We start from the raw sequence: 21,026 nt of genomic DNA on the forward strand, positions 1-21,026 counted from the left end.
GTCGCGCAGATAGGCGGCGTTGAGGGCGTGTACTCCAGCTAGGCTCAGAAGATCACCGGTTACAGACCGCTATGAGGGGGGCCATGGCCGTCACCTACTTGATGCTCGCGCGGCTACCTGAAGGGGGCTTGGGCGCCTTCGACGCTTATGAAGGCGCTGTCCTGCCCCTCCTTGCCGAGTATGGAGGGCGGCTTGAGCGCCGACTGCGCACTCTGGACGATCAGGTCGAGGCCCACCTCATAACCTTTCCCACCAACGAGGATCTCGCTGCCTACCGGGCGGATCCCCGGCGTTCTGCCGCTGCACCACTGCTGGAGTCGTCTGGGGCGGCGGTCGAACTGCTCGCGGTGCGCGACGTTTAGATGTGGCGCGGATGATGGTGCGGTCATGGCCGGCGGTTCGGGCGTTCGTCCCAGCGGTGAGTCGTCCATGCCCGCCGGATCAGGCTGCGCACGGTGATGATCGTGTCGGCGAGGTCGAAGAAGGCGTTGACGACGGTGGCACGCCGCTCGTAGCAGCGGGCGAGCCGGTGGAAGGAGTTCTGCCAGGCGTGGGTGCGCTCCACGTGCCAGCGCTGGCTGGCCTGGATGGGTGCCTTCTCGCCCTTGTGCGCGATGCGGCCGCGCAGACCGCGTTCGTTGAGCAGAGTGCGGTTGGTGTCCGAGTCGTAGCCGGCGTCCAGGTGCACGGTGATGTCGTCGGGCAGCGGGCCCAGGTCATTCAGGCGGTCCAGGGTCGGGGCGAGCAGCGGGGAGTCGTGGCGGTTGGCGCCGGCCAGGACGCGGCCCAGTGGAATGCCGTATCCGTCGGTCATGCCCGAGCGTTTCAGGCCCTGTTTGCCGCGGTCGACCGGGGAGCGACCGGCCACCTCGCCGCCTCCGGGCGCCTTGGTGATGGAGCCGTCGACGGCGATCTGGTCGAGGACGAGGCCGACGATCCGGTCGTAGGACTCCAGCGCGATCTGGTTGAGCCGGGCGAAGACGCCCTGTCGTATCCTGTACCGCTCGGAAAGTCATCGCTGCAGGTGCGTACCCATGTCCTGGAGCGTCGGTAGCAGCTGGGATGCTGTCGTGGTGATCGTCTCGCTGCTGTACAGGGTGACCCGGAAGCTGCTGGCCGTCCCCGGCATACTGCTGCGCCGCGACACCACGAAGGAAGCTGAACTGTTCGTGCTGCGGCACGAGAACACGGTCCTGCGCCGCCAACTCGCAGGACCGGTGCGCTACGAGCCGGCCGACCGGTTCTGGTTTGCTGCCCTGTCCTCGCTGATACCGCGCCGTCGCTGGGCGCAGGTCTTCCAGGTCCAGCCCGGCACCGTACTGGCCTGGCACCGCAGGCTGATCGCGAAGAAGTGGGACTATTCCAAGCGCCGCGGCCGCACCGGCCGACCCCCGACCCCGGCCGCGCTGAAGAAGCTCGTCCTGCGCCTGGCCGAGGAGAATCCGAGGTGGGGCCATCGCCGGATTCAGGGCGAGCTGGCCCGGCTGGGGCACCCGATCTCACCGGCCACCGTCTGGCAGATCCTCAATGCTGCGGGCATCGACCCGGCCCCACGCCGCTCCGGCCCCGGCTGGCGCGCGTTCCTCACTGCCCAGGCCGAGGGGATCATTGCCGCGGACTTCTTCCACCTCGACACCGTCCTGGGCAAGCGCCTGTATGTGCCGGCGTTCCTCGAGCACGGCACCCGGCGCCTGCACCTGACCGGCGTTACCGCCCACCCGACCGGCCAGTGGGCGGTGCAGCAGGCGCGCAACCTCGCCGCTGACTTCGGCACACGGATGGAGTCCCTGCGTTTCATGCTGCGTGACCGCGACACCAAGTACACCGAGGCCTTCGATGCCGTCTTCCAGTCAGAGGACGTGGACGTGCTGCTCAGCGCGCCCCGGGCGCCGCGAATGAACGCCCACTGCGAGCGCGTGATCGGCACGATCCGCCGGGAAGCCCTGGACCGCGTGCTGATCGTGAACGGGGCCCATGCGCGTCGCGTTCTCGGCCGGTACCAAGATCACTACAACGGGTACCGGCCTCACCAGGCCCGGGACCAACTCCCGCCCGACGTGAGCGAGGAACCCGCCGCCGAACGCCAGCACGGCCATCCCGGCAAACTCCTACGCACCCGCATCCTCGGCGGAGCGATCAACGAGTATCGATATGCGGCTTGACCAGCAGCGATGACTTTCCAAGCGGCACACGCCAACCACGGCACCGTCAGCCTCCCAACGCTCTGTCGGCCCGCTTCATCGAATCGTGCGCATCAATGGATGATCGGTGTGCGGTTGAACATCGGCGAGGCACTGAACGTGAAGATGAGTATGGAAGCCCCCCACCGCGCCGAGCCTGCGCTGCGGCAATTACCTTCTGCGCCGACACGACTACCCGCATCCGGGGCGTCGGCCCGTCCATCGCGGCTGGGATGGCTGGACGCGTTGCGTGGCATCGCGGCACTCGTCGTGGTCTTCGACCACTCGTCGTACGCTTTTATGGCGGAGTTCCGGCGGGAGCTGATGCCGGAATTCAACACCAGTCGGTACGGCATCATGGTGTTCTTCCTCGTGAGCGGCTACATCATCCCCGCCTCGCTCGAGCGGCGAGGATGCGTCCGGACCTTCTGGGTCGGGCGTCTCTTCCGCATCTACCCGCTGTGGGGGGCTGTTGTCACCGCGGTCCTTGCGGCCGGCCTGCTGGGATTTGCTGAGATTCGCGACTTCGGTGGACAGAGCGTTGCGACGGTAGCCGTCGCCCACGTCACCTCGCTCCAAGAGCTGCTGGGAACGCCCAATCTCCTTCTTGTCCTGTGGACACTCTCCTATGAGATGGCCTTCTACCTGCTGGTCGTCGCTCTGTTCTCGGTCCGGCTCCATCAGCGGTCAGCGACGGTCGCCATCACCCTGGCAGCGCTCGCCGCTGGGAGCGTAGCGGTAGGGACCGTGCTGCCCGTTTCCGCCCTTTCCGGCGCGATCGGGACCGGCCCGCTGGTAGCCGTCGCCGCGATCACCATGGTGGTCGCCATCTACTGTGCGAGTGCCAGGTCACCTGTGCGCCGCGTGTTCGGGGCGATGCTGGGCGGGGCGCTGGCGCTCGCACTGGTCGCTTTCAACGGCACGGTCCCCATGTGGGAGGGCCTGGTGATCCTTGCCGTGATGTTCCTCGGCACTGCCGTCTACCGGGCCGAAAGCGGTCAGAGCACCTGGCGGTATGCGGCCTGCACTGCCGCCGTCGTGGTGGCCTGCGCTGTGGGGAGTGCGTACCGGTACGGCGACGGGTCCCACTTCACTCGGCGTGGCTGGATCTTGGCATTTCTGCTGGCCGTGCTCACCTTCGGTATCGGACTGGTGTTGCGTCGGCGACGCATTCCGCGGTGGCTGACCGGGCTCGGAACGATCAGCTACTCGGTTTATCTGGTGCATCCGGTGCTGCTGGCGGTGACCGACGGCACCATCGGCCGGTGGCGGCAGGACAACCCCATGCTGGAAGTCGCTTTTTATGCCGTGCTGCTTCCCCTGTGTGTACTGACCTACCGTTACATCGAAGCGCCGGGCCAGGCATGGGGACGGAAGCTGGCACGCCGCGTTCAGCCACCGTGACGAGGACCCATACCGCAGCACACGACGCCCCAGACCGATGAGGCTTAGTACTCCAGCCGGACTTCTGTATTTACCCTGGTCAACGGCCTGGCAGCGGGGAGTGTAGCGGGTGCGCTGTGGTCGTGGGACGGTCTTGCCGGGGCCGTCCCACCAACGTGTGCCCGCGCCGCATGTAATGACAGCGCGACGAGCAGTCCGTTGTCGTGATCCACGACGTACCGACGAACGCCTGGGACCTGGAACTCGAAGAACTCTTCCTGCGGATCGGTGGACGCTTCTCCCGTGTGGAACCACGCCGGCGGATGCGGGACTACGTCCGCGGGCTGCTCGGCCCGGTCGGCCGCAAGAACAGCTGGCAGCTCGCCGAGTACGCCGGCCACGCCACCCCACACGGCCTGCAGCACCTGCTCTCCCACAGCCGGTGGGACGCCGACGGCCTGCGCGACGACCTGCAAACCTACGTCGCCGAACAACTCGGCATGCCAGGCGGTGTGTTGATTGTCGACGACACCGGATTCGTGAAGAAGGGCACCACCTCTGCCGGAGTGCAGCGCCAATATTCCGGCACAGCCGGCCGCACCGAAAACTGCCAGATCGGGGTGTTTGCCGCCTATGCCACCACCCGCGGCCACGCCCTGGTCGACCGCGAGCTCTACCTGCCCAAGTCCTGGACCGGTGACCGCGAGCGCTGCCGAGCGGCCCGCGTCCCCGACGACCGCACCTTCGCCACCAAGGGCGACCTCGCCCGCGACATGATCGAGCGCGCCCTGGCCTCTCCGCTCCCTTTCACCTGGGTCACCGCCGATTCCGCCTACGGCCAGGACTCCCACTTCCGTCGTTTCCTGGAAGACCGCGGCCTCTTCTACGTCGTGGCCGTGCCCAAGTCCCAGCAGGTGAACGGCCCGCGCATCGACCATCTCATCGAGCAGGCCCCGCTCGAGGCGTGGCAGCGTCTGTCGGCGGGGCAGGGAGCCAAGGGCGAGCGCTCCTACGACTGGGCCGCCGCCCGTCTGCCCGCCGTGGCCGAGCCCGACGGCGGCGAGCCGACCCGGCAGCGATGGATGCTGGCCCGCCGCAGCATCAGCAAACCCGACGAGATCGCCTACTACCTCGCCTGCGCCCCGCTCGAGGCCACCGCCGCCGACCTGGTCCGCGTCGCCGGTTGCCGCTGGAAGATAGAGGAGTGTTTCCAGAGCGCGAAGAACGAGTGCGGCCTGGACCAGTACGAGGTCCGCCGCTACGTGGGCTGGTACCGGCACATCACGCTCGCCATGCTCGCCCACGCGTTCCTCGCGGCGATGGCCGCCCAGGAACGCGAAAAAGGGGTGACACGGCCGACACGCCCGACCTCGTGGACCTCACACCGGCTGAAATCCGCCGTCTGCTGGCAACTGAACCCCGCCGCTATCCTGCAGGCCGCGACCACGCGGTGAACTGGTCCCGCTGGAGACGCCGCCACCAAGCACGAGCCCGACGCTGTCATTACATGCGGCGCGGGCACCCGTTGGTGGGACGGCCCCGGCAAGACCGTCCCACGACCACAGCGCACCCGCTACACTCCCCGCTGCCAGGCCGTTGACCAGGGTAAATACAGAAGTCCGGCTGGAGTATTAGAGGTCCTAACACAATGAGGTGGTGTCACCAGCAGGCGACACACTGGGTGAGGTCTTCCGACAGGAAGATCGTGAAACGTCTCTGCGATCCGGTGACTGTCGCCATGTAGACCCGAGCTGTTCCTGCAGCTTGGAGTCCGGCGATGGCTTCGGCAAGTCCGGGCCGAGGTGTCACGCCCGTGTCGAGCATGACTTCGTGCCGCCAGGACCAGATGTCCCAGAGCTGTTGCGCAGAAGCCGTTTGGTTTATGTGGACCTCGAAGTCCGCGCCTGCCTCCAGCTCGGCCAGAGCTGCGCGTGCAGAGACGCAGCCATCCTGGGACAGAGCGGATTGCAGGGCGTCTCGGTTCATGCGATCAGTCTGCCGGGTCGGTCTATAGACGTGGGGTGAGTGCCGGTCAGGTCAAGGACAGCACCTGTCGATGCGTGATCAGGCAGCAAGCGAGACTGAGGAAGGCTTCGTGGATGTCAGCCCGTCGTTCCCAGCGGACGCGGAGGCGTTTGAAGCCGTGGAGCCAAGCGAAGGTGCGCTCGACCACCCACCTGTAGACGCCCAGACCGCTGCCGTGGGGGGTGCCGCGTCGGGCGATGACGGGGAGGATCCGGCGGGCCCGGACCTGGGCGCGGTAGACGTCGTGGTCGTAGCCGCGGTCGGCGAATACCGAATCGGGCTTGCGGCGAGGCCGTCCCGGCCTGCCTCGGACTGGTGGGACGGCGTCGAGCAGGGGCATGAGCTGGGTGACATCGTTGCGGTTGCCGCCGGTGAGAATGACCGCGAGCGGGGTGCCGTGACCGTCGGTGATCAGGTGATGCTTGGAGCCGGCCCGTCCCCGGTCGACCGGCGACGGGCCTGTCTGGAGCCCCCTTTTAGCGCCCTGACGTGGCTGGAGTCGACAACCGCTCTCGACCAGTCGAGGCGGGCAGCGGCGTTCAGCTCGGCCAGCAGCACCTCGTGCAGCTGTTGCCAGACTCCGGCCTCGTTCCAGTCCCGCAGCCGACGCCAGCACGTCATACCGGACCCGAACCCGAGGTTCTGTGGCAGGTGCTCCCACTGGATCCCGGTATGCAGTACGAACAAGATTCCGCACAGCACCTGCCGGTCCGGGACCGGCTTGCGGCCCGGGTACCTGAACCGCCTCTCCCTCTTCGGCAGGAGCGGCTCGATCCGCTCCCACAGGTCATCCGACACGATCCATGGCGAAGCCCCCATGGCACGGACAACGCCTAACCCACCGACCGGACACGACCACCAGGACTGATCCACCTCATTGTGTTAGGCGTTCTTAGACAAGTCCCATCGTTGCAGGTCAGGAGCACTTTCCGCATATTTGATCAAGTATCGGACACCCCACCTCGTGAAAGCGCGAGGCTAGTCGGTGGGTGTATACGAGCGGCCGCTCGTTGTCGGTGTACGAGTAACTGTGGCTCGACACCAGCCAGCTTGTGCCTTCACCCTCAAGGGGTGATCTGGCGGGGACCGCGGCGGCCTTGAGCGCGGTTTCGAGGTCGTCTTGCAGATCGCCCGACACCCGCAACTCCAGCTCCACGCGTCGCAGCTGTTGTCCGGTGTGGGCCGAGGTCGCAGGCGGAAGTTCTTTCGCCTGGAACTGCCTTCAGGAACCCAGGAGATGAAGAGGATGTCTCACGTGGTGAGTTTTGCGAGCTTCTTGTAGCAGGTCAGGGCCGCCGCGAGTCCGAGAAAGGCCAGGAAGTGGCTGCCCTTTCGCTCGTATCGGACGGTCAGGCGGCGGTAGCCGAAGAGCCAGGAGATCGACCGTTCGATCTTCCAGCGGTGCCGGCCGAGACGCTTGCTGGACTCGATGCCGGGCCTGGCGATGCGCGGGACGACGCCCCGCTCGCGCAGCCACTTCAGCCTCTCGGCGGAGTGGTACGCCTTGTCGGCGCGGAGCCTGCCGGGGCGGCGTCTGCGGGGACCGCGCCTCGAGCGGATGGCGGGTATGCCCAGGTGTACCGCTTCGTGTACTTGCTTCCCACCTGGTGCTACTTCCTCTGGAACCTCAAGATCCCAGTCTCCAGGTGTCCACGATCAAGGGGAAGCTTCAACCAGGGGCTTCACCTATCTGTCGGCCCAACCATCCAACTCGACCGGCAGGTTGGAAAACGCTCCGTGACCGCATAGGTTCTGCGGCCCTTTCGCTGGTGACGTCCGGACGGCGGTCGGGTGAGTTACGGCATGGCCAGGGCGATCTGCCGATATCGGGCCAAGTGCTGGAGTACTTGCTGGTGGTCCAGACCGACTTCGTTCGGTATTTACGGCGATCCAGGTACACCTGCGTTCTGACAGCAGACCACCATGGCCCTGTCAAGAACGCTCCTCAGGTCAAAGTGCTTGCATGATCTAGCTGATCCCCCCAGCGACCTGCTTGGGTATTCCCAGCGACACCAACCGCACCAAACGTCACATCAAACGTCAGGAGATACACCATGCGCGCACGCACCAGGAACACCGTCGCGGCAGTTCTGACCGGAGCGCTGATAGCGGTGGCCAGTCCGGCGATCGCTCACGCTCAGTCGCCGAAGAGCGATGACGTGCCCTTGCCGGTGGCGAGCATACTGGCCGTGGGCGACGGCAAGTACGGGGTTCAGAACTACAAGTCCAAGAAGTTCCTGCAGCCCGCAGGTGCCAGCACCGCCAACGGTGCCAAAATTGTCCAGCAGTCCGAATCCCTGTCAGGTAGTGACTATTCAGCCGTCCAGAACTGGAACGCTTTCAATTCGGGCGGCGACCTCACCAGCTTTGAGAACTCTCTCTCACACAAGAATCTCGGTATCGACGGCGCCAGCACCGCCGTCGGCGCAGCAGCCATCCAAGCGAATCCGGCCGGCGACGCCAATCAGGACTGGCAGTTCATTACGAAGTCTTCTTACCCCAGCGGGTGGTATGCGCTGAAGAATAGCAAGAGCAAGCTGTGCCTGGGAATCTCGGGAGCCAGTACCGCGAATGGCGCGCAGGCTGCCCAATTCACTTGCGACGACTCGGACAACCAGCTCTGGAGGATCATCGACAGGTGACCGACGGCCATTGAGGGTTCCGGCCCGCGTCCCCCGCGGGCGCGGTCCGGGCCCTAAAACTGGCTTGCGCGCCTCAGTCAGAACCTGTCGTCACAACGCCCCGGAGCCTTTGCCCGGGGCGTTGTTCTTCTAGCCTCGCGCTTTCATGAAGCGGGCTGTCCGACAGGCGGTCAGGTAAGCAGAAAGTGCCTCTGACCAGCAATGCCGGTGATTTAGGGCATCAGTGCAGGTAGAGCGCGCGATGACGAGTGTTCTGGGTGAGTAGAACCCTGGGATGCACAGGCGGTCCGCCACGGACTGATGATGCGCCAGGTGATCTCGGGACAGGGCAACGGGGCTCCCGGTAGGACAGGAGATCGACCAAGATCCGACTGCCTGCGAGGGAGCCCCGTTGGGCGCTCAGTCTGCCATCGCTGTTGCCCCAGCCGTCACCACGGCAATCCGTCCGGTGCCATCCCGAAGTCCCCGAAGGCGGTCGCAGCCGCAGTTCGGCGACCGGATCCGGCTCGGTGTACTCACCGAGGAGATCACACCCGAAGTAGTCGACGAAGTACTGGAGTTGACCGGAAGGATCGAGCGCCGCCGCAGGCTTCTTCCGGCCCGCGCGGTGGTCTACTTCGTCCTGGCCCTGTGCCTGTTCAGCAGCTCCGACAGCGCCGGGCCGCCGGGATACCGGGCGGTCCTGCGGACCCTGACCGAGAAACTGCGGCACCTGCCGGGCGGGCTCGTGCAGCGCCTGCCCACCAGTTCGGCCCTCACCCGAGCCCGCCAGCGCCTGGGAGACAAGCCGTTGCAGGCCCTCTTCGAACGCCGGTGCGGCGCACAGGCGACACCCACGACCCCGGGAGCATTCGCCTTCGGTTTGCGGCTGGTCGCCTGGGACGGCACCGCGCTGGACGTTCCGGACAGCCCCGAGAACGCCGCCACGTTCGGATTCACCGGCCGCGACGGCACCAACAAGAGCGGAAATCCGCAGGTCAGACTGATGGCTCTGATCGAGTGCGGCACCCACGCCGTCATCGACGCGGCCTTCGACTCGATCGCCAGGTTCAGCGAGCACAAGCTTGCCCGCCGCCTGCTCGCCTCCCTGCGGCCCGGCATACTGCTGCTGGCCGACCGCAACTTCGCCGGCCACGAGCTGTGGGGCCTGGTCGAGGCGACCGGCTGCCACCTCGCCTGGCGGATCAAGAAGAACCTCGTCCTGCCGCCGCTGTGGGTCCTGCCCGACGGCTCGTACGTGTCCGTCATGCCCACCCCCGCCGAGGGCCAGCGCCTGGGCAACGCCCGCTTCCAGGGCCGCACCCCGACAGGGCTGCCCGACGGACACCTCGTGCGCATCATCGACTACACCGTCACGGTCCGGCCCCAGCACGGGCCGGTGCAGGTGGAGAAGTTCCGCCTCGCGACCAGCCTGCTCGACCACCGGCAAGCACCCGCACGGCAGTTGGCCCAGCTCTACCACCAGCGCTGGGAGATCGAGAACGGCTTCGCCGAACTCAAAAACCGCCTGCGCGGCGCCGGCTTCATCCTGCGTTCCAAGACCCCCGAGCTCATCTGCCAGGAAATCTACGCACTGCTCACCGTCTGCCAGGCACTGTGCGCGCTCAAAGTCCACGCAGCCGAACAGGGCAAGATCGATCCTGACCGGATCTCCTTCACCACGACCGTGCGGCTCGCCCGGCTCACCACCGCTGGACAGACCGCAGCGAACCCGCAGGCCCTGCACGCCGTCCGCCTCGAAGTCGTCCAGGAACTCCTCAACGACCGCCTGCCCCCGCGCCGCGACCGCCGCTGCCAGCGACTGAAGAAACCACCGCGGAACACGTTCGAAGCCAAACGCCGGGACGAGCCCCGCCCGCCCAGCCGCGTCAGCTACTCACTCATAGTCACGCGGAACCCGGGATACCTGCCCTCACCTGCGGAAACGCCCTAAATCACCGGCATTGCTCTGACCAGCAAGAATGAGGATTGTCTAGGTCCTTGTTCCCACTGAATCCAGAGGCACTTTCCAGGTGAAGCAGCCTACCGGCTCCTACCCCCATGTCCGCGTCCAGGGGGACGGCCGGGCCGTGGTCTCACAGGCCGGTTCGGTCCTGCTGATCGAGACCGTCCGCAAGACCGGTCTTGACCGGGCCATATCCGCGGCCCTGGCCCCGTGGCGGAAGTCGCGGGCCGTCCACGATCCCGGCAAGATCCTCGTGGACCTCGCACAGGCGGTCGCGCTCGGCGGGGACTGCCTCGCCGACATCGCCCTGCTGCGGTCGGAGCCGGCCGTGTTCGGGCCGGTCGCCTCCGACCCGACGGTCTCCCGCCTGATCGGCACCCTCGCCGCCTCGGACGGGAAGGCGCTGACGGCGATCCGCGCCGCACGTTCCGAAGTCCGCCACTAGGCACTGTTTCTCGGATCTCCTGACCTGAGCGGGGTGTTGGGGGCAGGCTGGCGTCATGGGACGTGGGGATCTGACGAATGCGGAGTGGGATCGGCTGGAGTCGTTCTTACCTCCCGGTGGTGCGCGTGGAGGTCGGTGGAGCGATCACCGTCGGGTGATCAACGGGGTCCTCTACCGGGTGCGGACCGGTGTGCAGTGGCGGGACCTGCCGGAGCGGTTCGGGCCGTGGGAGACGGTCTATAAACGGCATCGTCGCTGGTCAGCAGATGGAACCTGGAAGATGCTGCTGTCTCGCATCCAGGCAGCCGAGGATGCCGCGGGCCGGATCGACTGGGAGGTATCGGTGGACTCGACAGCCGTGCGGGCCCACCAGCACGCCGCCGGCGCGAGGAAGGCGCCCCCGGCCGCCGTTCCTCAAAGGGGGGCCGGGCGGGGGACGAACCAGGTCGATCCGGTACTGCGGAAACTGGTCGTCCGGCTGGAGGAGGTGGTCAGATCGGCGAATGCCTGGGACGGTCCCGCGGCGGCTTCACCACCAAGATCCATCTCGCAGCCGAGGGGCGATGCCGGCCCCTCGCCCTCACCCTGACACCCGGACACTACGGTGACGGGCCCCAGCTCGAGCGGGTGCTGGAGCTGATTTCTGTGCCTCGCACCGGGGTCGGCCGGCCTCGCACGCGGCCCGACCGTGTCCTGGCGGACAAGGCCTACACGTCCCGGACGAACCGCCGCTACCTGCGACGGCGCGGAATCCGGCACACCATCCCCGAACGTCTCGACCAGCAGAGACATCGCAAGAACCGAGGTTCCCGAGGTGGTCGTCCCACCGGCTTCGACAGCGAGCGCTACAAGAAACGCAACACCGTCGAGCGCACCATCAACCGCCTCAAAGGCTTCCGCGCCGTCGCCACCCGCTACGAGAAACGCGCCTACATCTACCTCGGCACCGTCACACTCGCAGCCCTCGCCATCTGGCTCCGCACATGATCCGAGAAACAGTGCCTAGGTCGCCGTCTACCTGGTCTACGCGGGACTGCGCGGGCATGCGGCGGTCGACCGTGAGCTGTACGTCCCGCGCTCCTGGACGTGCGACCCGGACCGCTGCCGGGCCGCGGGCCTGGGCGAGGACACCGCTTTCGCGACCAAGCCGGAGCTGGCCGCCCGCATGATCGGCCGGTACCTGGACGCCGGGCACCGCGTGGGCTGGGTCGCCGGCGACGAGGTCTACGGCGGCAATCCGAAGCTGCGGTCCGCGCTGGAAGAGCGCGGGATCGGCTACGTGCTCGCCATCGCCTGCTCGGCCGAAGTCAGCACCAGTGCCGGGAAGTTCCGCGCGGATATCCTGGCTGCGAAGGTGCCGAAGCGGGCCTGGCAGAAGCTGTCGGCGGGGGCCGGCGCCAGGGGGCATCGCTTCTACGACTGGGCCGTCATTGACCTGGCCGAACCCAGGTCCGGCAGCCACCGGCTGCTGATCCGCCGGAACCGCACCACCGGTGAACTCGCCTACTACCGCTGTTGGTCGCCCGCCTCGGTGCCGCTGGCCACGCTGGTCCGCGTCGCCGGATCGCGGTGGCGGGTGGAGGAGACCTTCCAGTCCGGAAAGGGCCTGGCCGGACTGGACGAGCACCAGGTCCGCCGCTTCACCTCGTGGTCTCGCTGGGTCACCCTGGCCATGCTCGCTCACGCCTTTCTCGCCGTTGTCCGCGCCGACGAACACACTCGCCGGCCCGCCCCGGACAGTCTGATCCCGCTCACCTGCAACGAGATCCAGCGACTGTTCACAGCATTCGTCCGGCCCATGCGCGACGTGGCCCACCGGCTTCGCTGGTCCGACTGGCGGCGCCGCCATCAGGCCCGAGCCCGGGCCGGCCATTACCGCCGACAAGCCGTGAATCAGACATGAAGATCACGATCTACAGCTGGAGTATTAGTACTCCAGCCGGACTTCTGTATTTACCCTGGTCAACGGCCTGGCAGCGGGGAGTGTAGCGGGTGCGCTGTGGTCGTGGGACGGTCTTGCCGGGGCCGTCCCACCAACGTGTGCCCGCGCCGCATGTAATGACAGCGCGACGAGCAGTCCGTTGTCGTGATCCACGACGTACCGACGAACGCCTGGGACCTGGAACTCGAAGAACTCTTCCTGCGGATCGGTGGACGCTTCTCCCGTGTGGAACCACGCCGGCGGATGCGGGACTACGTCCGCGGGCTGCTCGGCCCGGTCGGCCGCAAGAACAGCTGGCAGCTCGCCGAGTACGCCGGCCACGCCACCCCACACGGCCTGCAGCACCTGCTCTCCCACAGCCGGTGGGACGCCGACGGCCTGCGCGACGACCTGCAAACCTACGTCGCCGAACAACTCGGCATGCCAGGCGGTGTGTTGATTGTCGACGACACCGGATTCGTGAAGAAGGGCACCACCTCTGCCGGAGTGCAGCGCCAATATTCCGGCACAGCCGGCCGCACCGAAAACTGCCAGATCGGGGTGTTTGCCGCCTATGCCACCACCCGCGGCCACGCCCTGGTCGACCGCGAGCTCTACCTGCCCAAGTCCTGGACCGGTGACCGCGAGCGCTGCCGAGCGGCCCGCGTCCCCGACGACCGCACCTTCGCCACCAAGGGCGACCTCGCCCGCGACATGATCGAGCGCGCCCTGGCCTCTCCGCTCCCTTTCACCTGGGTCACCGCCGATTCCGCCTACGGCCAGGACTCCCACTTCCGTCGTTTCCTGGAAGACCGCGGCCTCTTCTACGTCGTGGCCGTGCCCAAGTCCCAGCAGGTGAACGGCCCGCGCATCGACCATCTCATCGAGCAGGCCCCGCTCGAGGCGTGGCAGCGTCTGTCGGCGGGGCAGGGAGCCAAGGGCGAGCGCTCCTACGACTGGGCCGCCGCCCGTCTGCCCGCCGTGGCCGAGCCCGACGGCGGCGAGCCGACCCGGCAGCGATGGATGCTGGCCCGCCGCAGCATCAGCAAACCCGACGAGATCGCCTACTACCTCGCCTGCGCCCCGCTCGAGGCCACCGCCGCCGACCTGGTCCGCGTCGCCGGTTGCCGCTGGAAGATAGAGGAGTGTTTCCAGAGCGCGAAGAACGAGTGCGGCCTGGACCAGTACGAGGTCCGCCGCTACGTGGGCTGGTACCGGCACATCACGCTCGCCATGCTCGCCCACGCGTTCCTCGCGGCGATGGCCGCCCAGGAACGCGAAAAGGGTGACACGGCCGACACGCCCGACCTCGTGGACCTCACACCGGCTGAAATCCGCCGTCTGCTGGCAACTGAACCCCGCCGCTATCCTGCAGGCCGCGACCACGCGGTGAACTGGTCCCGCTGGAGACGCCGCCACCAAGCACGAGCCCGACGCTGTCATTACATGCGGCGCGGGCACCCGTTGGTGGGACGGCCCCGGCAAGACCGTCCCACGACCACAGCGCACCCGCTACACTCCCCGCTGCCAGGCCGTTGACCAGGGTAAATACAGAAGTCCGGCTGGAGTACTAATACTCCAGTCAGAATTCGTGTCCTGAGCTGCTGGTTGTCGTTGTCCGGGTATGGACGCGATACCTGAAGTCGATTACTGGAAGGCCGAGTTGGAGTCGGTGTTCGCTCGGGTGGCGGGCCGGTTCGCTCGGGCGGATCTGCGGTGGCGGATGCGTGACTACGTCCGCGGCCTGCTGGCGCCGGTCGGGCGGAAGAACGGCTGGCAGCTGGCCGAATGGGCCGGCCACCGTGACCCGGCGGGCCTGCAGCACCTGCTGAACGGCGCCCGCTGGGACGCCGACGCGGTCCGCGACGACGTGCGGGACTACGCCGCCGAACGGCTCGGCCCGGGCGGTGTGCTGATCATCGACGACACCGGGTTCGTCAAGAAAGGCACCGCCTCGGCCGGGGTGGGCCGGCAGTACACCGGCACCTCGGGGAAGATCGACAATTGTCAGATCGGTGTGTTCGCCGCCTACGCCACCAGTTCGGGCCGGGCCCTGGTCGACCGGGAGCTCTACCTGCCGAAAGCCTGGACGTCCGACCGCGAGCGGTGCCGGACGGCGAAAATCCCTGACGAACGCGGCTTTGCGACCAAGGGCGAGCCGGCCCGGGAGATCGTGCGCCGCTGCCTGGCCGCCGGCCTGCCGGCCGCCTGGGTCACCGCGGACGAGGCCTACGGGCAGGACTGGAACTTCCGCCGCCTGCTCGAGCAACTCGGCCTCGGTTACGTGGTGGCGGTGCCCAAGTCCCAGCAGATCAAGTCCCTGGCCGGCGCCTGGCGCATCGACCAGCTCATCGACGAAGCCCCCGCCGACGCCTGGCAGCGACTGTCCTGCGGCGACGGCGCCAAGGGACCGCGCGTCTACGACTGGGCCGCGGCCAAACTGCCCGCCAACCTCGTCTTCGACCCGGATCCGCCGACCCATCACCGCTGGGTGATGGCCCGCCGCAGCCTGTCCGACCCTTCCGAGATCGCCTACTACCTCGCCCACGCACCCGTCGGCGTCGAGATCGACGAACTGGCCCGGATCGCGGGCAGCCGGTGGGCGATCGAGGAATGCTTCCAGGCCGCGAAGAACGAATGCGGCCTGGACGAGTACGAGGTCCGCCGCTACATCGGCTGGTACCGGCACATCACCCTGGCCATGCTCGCCCATGCCTTCCTCACCGTTCTGGCCGTCCAAGCCTCCCACCGGGAAACCGCAGAAACGAACCGACCAGCATCGTTCCTCTCACCGTGGCGGAGATCCGGCGACTGTTGGACACTCTCCTGCCCCACCCCCGCCCCGAACTCGACCGTCACCGGCATGCCCTGACCTGGTCCCGCTGGCGACGACGCCACCAAGCCACCGCCCGACGATGTCACTATCGAAGAAGAACCAGCTCAGGACACGAATTCTGACTGGAGTATTAGTACTCCAGCCGGACTTCTGTATTTACCCTGGTCAACGGCCTGGCAGCGGGGAGTGTAGCGGGTGCGCTGTGGTCGTGGGACGGTCTTGCCGGGGCCGTCCCACCAACGGGTGCCCGCGCCGCATGTAATGACAGCGTCGGGCTCGTGCTTGGTGGCGGCGTCTCCAGCGGGACCAGTTCACCGCGTGGTCGCGGCCTGCAGGATAGCGGCGGGGTTCAGTTGCCAGCAGACGGCGGATTTCAGCCGGTGTGAGGTCCACGAGGTCGGGCGTGTCGGCCGTGTCACCCTTTTCGCGTTCCTGGGCGGCCATCGCCGCGAGGAACGCGTGGGCGAGCATGGCGAGCGTGATGTGCCGGTACCAGCCCACGTAGCGGCGGACCTCGTACTGGTCCAGGCCGCACTCGTTCTTCGCGCTCTGGAAACACTCCTCTATCTTCCAGCGGCAACCGGCGACGCGGACCAGGTCGGCGGCGGTGGCCTCGAGCGGGGCGCAGGCGAGGTAGTAGGCGATCTCGTCGGGTTTGCTGATGCTGCGGCGGGCCAGCATCCATCGCTGCCGGGTCGGCTCGCCGCCGTCGGGCTCGGCCACGGCGGGCAGACGGGCGGCGGCCCAGTCGTAGGAGCGCTCGCCCTTGGCTCCCTGCCCCGCCGACAGACGCTGCCACGCCTCGAGCGGGGCCTGCTCGATGAGATGGTCGATGCGCGGGCCGTTCACCTGCTGGGACTTGGGCACGGCCACGACGTAGAAGAGGCCGCGGTCTTCCAGGAAACGACGGAAGTGGGAGTCCTGGCCGTAGGCGGAATCGGCGGTGACCCAGGTGAAAGGGAGCGGAGAGGCCAGGGCGCGCTCGATCATGTCGCGGGCGAGGTCGCCCTTGGTGGCGAAGGTGCGGTCGTCGGGGACGCGGGCCGCTCGGCAGCGCTCGCGGTCACCGGTCCAGGACTTGGGCAGGTAGAGCTCGCGGTCGACCAGGGCGTGGCCGCGGGTGGTGGCATAGGCGGCAAACACCCCGATCTGGCAGTTTTCGGTGCGGCCGGCTGTGCCGGAATATTGGCGCTGCACTCCGGCAGAGGTGGTGCCCTTCTTCACGAATCCGGTGTCGTCGACAATCAACACACCGCCTGGCATGCCGAGTTGTTCGGCGACGTAGGTTTGCAGGTCGTCGCGCAGGCCGTCGGCGTCCCACCGGCTGTGGGAGAGCAGGTGCTGCAGGCCGTGTGGGGTGGCGTGGCCGGCGTACTCGGCGAGCTGCCAGCTGTTCTTGCGGCCGACCGGGCCGAGCAGCCCGCGGACGTAGTCCCGCATCCGCCGGCGTGGTTCCACACGGGAGAAGCGTCCACCGATCCGCAGGAAGAGTTCTTCGAGTTCCAGGTCCCAGGCGTTCGTCGGTACGTCGTGGATCACGACAACGGACTGCTCGTCGCGCTGTCATTACATGCGGCGCGGGCACACGTTGGTGGGACGGCCCCGGCAAGACCGTCCCACGACCACAGCGCACCCGCTACACTCCCCGCTGCCAGGCCGTTGACCAGGGTAAATACAGAAGTCCGGCTGGAGTATTAGGGCGTGTTGCGAAAGTCGATCTTGATCGTGAATGATCACCTGCCGTGGGGCGTGGTGATCTGACAAACGACCAGTGGGCCCGGCTTGAACCGTTGCTGCCACTGGGCAAAAAGCCGGGCCGTCCGCCGGTGTGGACCCGGCGGCAGTTGATAGACGGCATACGGTGGCGGACCAGGACCGGTGCCCCGTGGCGCGACGTGCCGGAGCGGTACGGACCGTGGGACCGGGCCTACGACCTGTTCCGGCGCTGGCAGCGCGACGGCACCTGGAAGCGGATCTTCGAGCAGCTGCAGGCCGAGGCCGACGCGAAGGGCCTGATCACGTGGGACGTCAGCGTGGACTCCACAACCGCCCGGGCCCACCAGCATGCCGCCGGGGCGCGTAAAAAGGGGCACTGCAGAAGGAGCCTCCCGGCGGCGTCGACACCGAACCCGACGACCATGGCCTCGGACGCTCGCGCGGCGGGTTGACCACCAAACTGCACCTGGCGGTCGAGCAGGGGCAAAAGCCGCTGTCGCTGCTTGTCACCGCCGGCCAGCGACACGACAGTCCGCAGTTCCAGCCGGTCCTGGAGGGCATCCGGGTGCCCCGCATCGGTCGGGGCCGGCCGCGAACCCGGCCGGACAAGGTCCGCGCCGACAAGGCGTACGGCTCCCGCGGGAACCGCGCCTATCTGCGCAGACGTGGCATCGGCTGCACCATCCCGGAGAAGGCTGACCAGGTCCGCAACCGCAAGAAGCTCGGCTCTCGCGGCGGCCGTCCGCCGAAGTTCGACAAGGCCGATTACAAGGAGCGCCACGCGGTGGAGTGCGGGATCAATCGCCTCAAGCGCCACCGAGCCGTGGCCACCCGGTACGAGAAACTCGCCGTCCGCTACGAAGCGACCGTGCTGGTCGCAGCCATCAATGAGTGGCTGTGACCAGCACTTTCGCAACACGCCCTAGTTCATCTCGGCGGCGAAAAACTTCGTCGCCTTGCGCAGGATGTCCCGCTCGACCGCGAGCTTCTGGTTCTCCTTGCGCACCGCCTTCAGCTCCGCGCGCAGAGCCGCGATCTCGCCCTCCAGCTCCTGCTTGGTGGCCTCGCTCACCGGGATGTCCTTCGTGTTGCCGTTCGTCGTGCCGCTTTCACCGCGGCGGGCCCGCTCGGCCCGCACCCAGTTGCGCAGCGTCTCCCGGCTGATCCCCAGATCCTTGCCGATGCCCTCGAGGGTGTGGCTCGGGTCCGACAGGTACAGCGCGACCGCGTCCGCCTTGAACTCGGGCGAGTAGACCTTCATCACCATAAAAGATACCTCCTGCCCGGCCCCTGCCGGGGCCGGTATCAGAGGTGTCCACCACTCGGGGACAGGTCCCTCGGTCCCGGATCAGGAACCTGGCCCTGCTGCCCGCGTCCTCCAGGTCCATGGCGAGGTTGCGGCCGAGCTGCACGATCCACTCCGCGGTCGGGTGCGCGGTGGCGCCCAGGATCCGGACGCGCCGGCTGGAGTGCTCGATGACGGCGAAGACGTACAGGCGCGCCCCGGTCAGGGTGCGGGTCTCGAAGAGGTCGCAGGCGAGCAGTGCGGCCGCCTGGCTGCGCAGGAACTCGGCCCAGATGGTGCTCTGCCGTTCGGGTGAGGGTGGGATGCCGTGCTCGCGGAGGATCTCCCAGACGGTCGAGGCGGCGACCTCGATACCGAGAGCCGCGAGCTCGCCGTGGATCCGGCGATACCCCCACGACGCGTTCTCCCTGGCCAGACGCAGGACCAGGACGCGGATCGAGCGGACGGTGGGCGGGCGCCCACGCCGCTTCGGCGCACAGGTCGCGGCGTGGCGTCGCTTGAGCAGGTTGCGGTGCCACCGCAGGATCGTGTCCGGGCGTACCAGCAGCAGGAGGTGGCGCAGCTTCTCCCTTGGGAGGTGGTGGAGCAGGCCGGCGAGGATGGCGCGATCGGTGTCGGTGAAGGCGGGCTTGCCAACCTGGCGTTGCAGGACCAGCAGTTGGTGTCGGAGCGCAAGGATTTCGATGTCCTTGTCGCGGTCGCTCATCGGCAGCAGGCGCAGGAGTGCCAGGGTGTTGGTCGTGGCGAGGTAGGCCAGGCGCAGCAGCACGACCGGTCATGATGCCGTCTTCCCCTGCCCAGGTGAAGACAGCGGGGCGGCCGACGTCGCATCAGAGAAGGCCGATCAAGGCCGTGGCCTGAGCGGATGATTTATCGGCACCCGCAGTGCCCGCCGTCGGGTCACAGCATCGGTTGGACGGACTGCTACGACGGCGCGAACATCCTGCCGCTCACCCTCAAAGCCGATCTGCTGCTGAAGCCGAATGGCGAACCGAAGCCCGTCCCGGACCACCTGATGGGCAAGGCTCGGGAACGGGCGGAGCGCGCCGGCCAGCATGCGGCGTGGATCCGCCGGGAAGCGCACCGCTAAGGGCTCCGCTGAGGTTGTAGGTCAGGCACCCTGCCTGCGGGGTGCCTGACCGCGGCGAGCGCCCGGCCGAGTTCCTGTCGGCCGGACGCTCGCGTGTCCAAGGCAGCGGCGGTGGGCTTCTATCCCCAGTCGCAGCCGGTGCCGTCGTTGTCGCGGTCGAGGTGGCTGCCGTAACCGGGTTCGCCGCGGTGGACGGGCGCGGCTCCTGCGGCTCGGGCGGCGGCACAGTTCTGGTAGTAGACGCTGCCCCCACCGCCGCCGCTACCGCCAGCGGGCTGCGCGGTGACGGTCTTCGTCACCTCCACCTCGACTTCCTTGGTCTTGGTTACCTCGACTTCGACTTCCTTGGTCTTGGTGACGGTGGGCGCCGGCTCGGGGGTGGCGGTCACGGTTTCGGTGACCGTGGCGGACGGCAGCGCGCTGGCAGCGGCGGGCTTGGCGTCGTCCTTCGGGGGCTGACTGTCGCCGGATCCGGACCCGAGGCCGATGATGAACGCCAGGCCGATCGCTGGCAGGACGAACCTCTTGCGCGCCCACTTCGGCGCGGGGTTGGCTGCGGGCGGGATGTACGGGTTGGTCATGGTGCCCCCCTGTGGATGATCGCGGAAGCGCCGACCATAGCCGCATGTAAAGGAAATGTGAAACCGTGACGGAACGTCTGATCGCGGCCCCGGTGTGAGGATTCCGGCAGCCGAGTGACCCACCCGCAGTTCGAGCCCGCAGACATGCCGGGCTCCGGTATCACCAGGGCGTGATCAAACCAACTCTGCGCGGTCTACTCGCCGCTGCCCTCTTCGCCCTGCCCCTCACTACGCCGGCCGCCGCCGCCCCCGCAGAGGTGCTGCCGCTCGCCGACGCGGTCGCTGCCCTGCCGGCCGGAGTGGAGTCCCGCGACGGCTACACCCGCGTCGCGTTCCGGCACTGGGTGGACGCCGACCGCGACTCCTGCAACACCCGCATGGAGGTACTGATCGCCGAGTCCCTGGTCGAGCCGACCGTCGAAGCTGGATGTCGGGTGACGGCGGGGGAGTGGTGGTCGTACTACGACGAGGTGACCGTTATCGAGCCGGGCGGCTTGGACATCGACCACATGGTCCCGCTCGCTGAATCGTGGGACTCCGGCGCCTCCGCCTGGACGCCCGAGCGCAGGGAGGCTTATGCCAACGACCTCACCGCCGAGCGCAGCCTGGTCGCGGTCACCGCCCGCACCAACCGGTCCAAGTCAGACCAGGACCCGGCCGAGTGGTTGCCGCCGGCTGCCGGAGCCCACTGCACTTACGCCGTCGACTGGGTCGCGACGAAGCTTCGCTGGCAGCTCACCGTCGACGACACGGAACGGATCGCCCTCGAGGAGTTGGCCGCCGACTGCGACGGGCAGACCGTCGAATATGAACCCGCACCGTAGGTCTGGTCTGGCATCCTGGGGGTGCGGGGCTGTTCGCTGCTCTGTCGCAGCGACTGGCGGGCGTCCAGTAGGCAGACCATCGCGAGGCGGTAAGACTCCGGACGGCCCCACCTGACGCGCCTCCGGGTGCCC

General features: G+C 67.6%; 14 protein-coding genes and 8 pseudogenes. 14 read left to right on the forward strand and 8 right to left on the reverse strand.

Annotation, left to right across the window (positions count from 1 at the left end; translation table 11 throughout):
• Nucleotides 1-83: 83 nt before the first annotated feature.
• Nucleotides 84-362 carry a hypothetical protein gene (locus OHB56_RS40425; protein ID WP_406350993.1) on the forward strand — a complete coding sequence of 93 codons (279 nt, stop codon included), beginning with the start codon at nt 84-86 and terminating at the stop codon, nt 360-362.
• A 23-nt stretch (nt 363-385) separates the two neighbouring features.
• Here the strand turns inward: OHB56_RS40425 and OHB56_RS40430 are convergent.
• Nucleotides 386-994: pseudogene (locus tag OHB56_RS40430) on the reverse strand (IS5 family transposase); the annotation flags it as partial.
• Between the two features lie 40 nt (nt 995-1,034).
• On the opposite strand from OHB56_RS40430, the gene OHB56_RS40435 reads away from it, so the two are divergent.
• The 3 genes from OHB56_RS40435 to OHB56_RS40445 all read left to right on the forward strand — a co-directional run bounded on the left by OHB56_RS40435 (nt 1,035) and on the right by OHB56_RS40445 (nt 5,017).
• Nucleotides 1,035-2,162 carry an integrase core domain-containing protein gene (locus tag OHB56_RS40435; RefSeq protein WP_406350991.1) on the forward strand — a complete coding sequence of 376 codons (1,128 nt, stop codon included), beginning with the start codon at nt 1,035-1,037 and terminating at the stop codon, nt 2,160-2,162.
• Nucleotides 2,163-2,270: 108 nt separating this feature from the next.
• A complete protein-coding gene (locus OHB56_RS40440; RefSeq protein ID WP_406350990.1) occupies nt 2,271-3,584 on the forward strand; it encodes an acyltransferase family protein in 1,314 nt (437 codons plus the stop codon).
• 206 nt (nt 3,585-3,790) lie between these two features.
• Entirely contained in the window at nt 3,791-5,017 is a 1,227-nt protein-coding gene (locus OHB56_RS40445; protein ID WP_406359313.1) for an IS701 family transposase, read from the forward strand.
• Nucleotides 5,018-5,222: 205 nt separating this feature from the next.
• On the opposite strand, the gene OHB56_RS40450 is transcribed toward OHB56_RS40445, so the two are convergent.
• The 3 genes and pseudogenes from OHB56_RS40450 to OHB56_RS40460 form a co-directional block, all read right to left on the reverse strand.
• Complete coding sequence (locus OHB56_RS40450) at nt 5,223-5,549, reverse strand: hypothetical protein (RefSeq protein WP_406350988.1); 327 nt, start codon at nt 5,547-5,549, stop codon at nt 5,223-5,225.
• A 46-nt stretch (nt 5,550-5,595) separates the two neighbouring features.
• A pseudogene (locus OHB56_RS40455) lies at nt 5,596-6,407 on the reverse strand (IS5 family transposase).
• 432 nt (nt 6,408-6,839) lie between these two features.
• A complete protein-coding gene (locus tag OHB56_RS40460) occupies nt 6,840-7,163 on the reverse strand; it encodes a transposase (protein ID WP_406359314.1) in 324 nt (107 codons plus the stop codon).
• Between the two features lie 479 nt (nt 7,164-7,642).
• Here OHB56_RS40460 and OHB56_RS40465 point away from each other — a divergent pair, with 479 nt between their 5' ends.
• The 7 genes and pseudogenes from OHB56_RS40465 (at nt 7,643) to OHB56_RS40495 (ending at nt 15,413) form a co-directional block, all read left to right on the forward strand.
• Nucleotides 7,643-8,230, forward strand: a complete 588-nt coding sequence (locus OHB56_RS40465; RefSeq protein WP_406350986.1) for an RICIN domain-containing protein — start codon at nt 7,643-7,645, stop codon at nt 8,228-8,230.
• A 448-nt stretch (nt 8,231-8,678) separates the two neighbouring features.
• Nucleotides 8,679-10,163: an IS4 family transposase gene (locus OHB56_RS40470; protein WP_406350984.1), complete on the forward strand. Its 1,485-nt coding sequence runs from the start codon at nt 8,679-8,681 to the stop codon at nt 10,161-10,163.
• A gap of 79 nt (nt 10,164-10,242) precedes the next feature.
• Nucleotides 10,243-10,614, forward strand: a pseudogene (locus OHB56_RS40475) (transposase); the annotation flags it as partial.
• Nucleotides 10,615-10,675: 61 nt separating this feature from the next.
• A pseudogene (locus tag OHB56_RS40480) lies at nt 10,676-11,607 on the forward strand (IS5 family transposase).
• 19 nt (nt 11,608-11,626) lie between these two features.
• Nucleotides 11,627-12,523: pseudogene (locus OHB56_RS40485) on the forward strand (IS701 family transposase); the annotation flags it as partial.
• A gap of 282 nt (nt 12,524-12,805) precedes the next feature.
• Nucleotides 12,806-13,834: pseudogene (locus OHB56_RS40490) on the forward strand (IS701 family transposase); the annotation flags it as partial.
• A gap of 331 nt (nt 13,835-14,165) precedes the next feature.
• The gene (locus OHB56_RS40495) at nt 14,166-15,413 is read left to right on the forward strand and encodes an IS701 family transposase (RefSeq protein WP_406350982.1); all 1,248 of its coding nucleotides are present in this window, start codon (nt 14,166-14,168) and stop codon (nt 15,411-15,413) included.
• Nucleotides 15,414-15,788: 375 nt separating this feature from the next.
• On the opposite strand, the pseudogene OHB56_RS40500 reads toward OHB56_RS40495, so the two are convergent.
• Nucleotides 15,789-16,817, reverse strand: a pseudogene (locus OHB56_RS40500) (IS701 family transposase); the annotation flags it as partial.
• A 302-nt stretch (nt 16,818-17,119) separates the two neighbouring features.
• On the opposite strand from OHB56_RS40500, the gene OHB56_RS40505 reads away from it, so the two are divergent.
• A protein-coding gene (locus OHB56_RS40505; RefSeq protein WP_406350980.1) for an IS5 family transposase occupies nt 17,120-17,994 on the forward strand; the annotation gives its coding sequence in 2 pieces (ribosomal slippage) (nt 17,120-17,464 and nt 17,467-17,994; 873 coding nt in all).
• A gap of 21 nt (nt 17,995-18,015) precedes the next feature.
• Here OHB56_RS40505 and OHB56_RS40510 read toward each other — a convergent pair.
• Both OHB56_RS40510 and OHB56_RS40515 read right to left on the reverse strand, forming a co-directional pair.
• Nucleotides 18,016-18,360: a transposase gene (locus OHB56_RS40510; protein ID WP_406350978.1), complete on the reverse strand. Its 345-nt coding sequence runs from the start codon at nt 18,358-18,360 to the stop codon at nt 18,016-18,018.
• A gap of 70 nt (nt 18,361-18,430) precedes the next feature.
• Nucleotides 18,431-19,168: pseudogene (locus OHB56_RS40515) on the reverse strand (integrase); the annotation flags it as partial.
• A gap of 96 nt (nt 19,169-19,264) precedes the next feature.
• Between OHB56_RS40515 and OHB56_RS40520 the strand changes: the two are divergent.
• Nucleotides 19,265-19,489, forward strand: a complete 225-nt coding sequence (locus OHB56_RS40520; RefSeq protein WP_406350976.1) for a hypothetical protein — start codon at nt 19,265-19,267, stop codon at nt 19,487-19,489.
• Nucleotides 19,490-19,608: 119 nt separating this feature from the next.
• On the opposite strand, the gene OHB56_RS40525 is transcribed toward OHB56_RS40520, so the two are convergent.
• Nucleotides 19,609-20,070, reverse strand: a complete 462-nt coding sequence (locus OHB56_RS40525) for an excalibur calcium-binding domain-containing protein (protein ID WP_406350974.1) — start codon at nt 20,068-20,070, stop codon at nt 19,609-19,611.
• A gap of 170 nt (nt 20,071-20,240) precedes the next feature.
• On the opposite strand from OHB56_RS40525, the gene OHB56_RS40530 reads away from it, so the two are divergent.
• A complete protein-coding gene (locus tag OHB56_RS40530; protein WP_406350973.1) occupies nt 20,241-20,894 on the forward strand; it encodes an HNH endonuclease family protein in 654 nt (217 codons plus the stop codon).
• Nucleotides 20,895-21,026 lie beyond the last annotated feature (132 nt).

It is taken from the genome of Streptomyces sp. NBC_01635 (assembly GCF_045209715.1).
Lineage (GTDB): Bacteria > Actinomycetota > Actinomycetes > Streptomycetales > Streptomycetaceae > Streptomyces > Streptomyces hirsutus.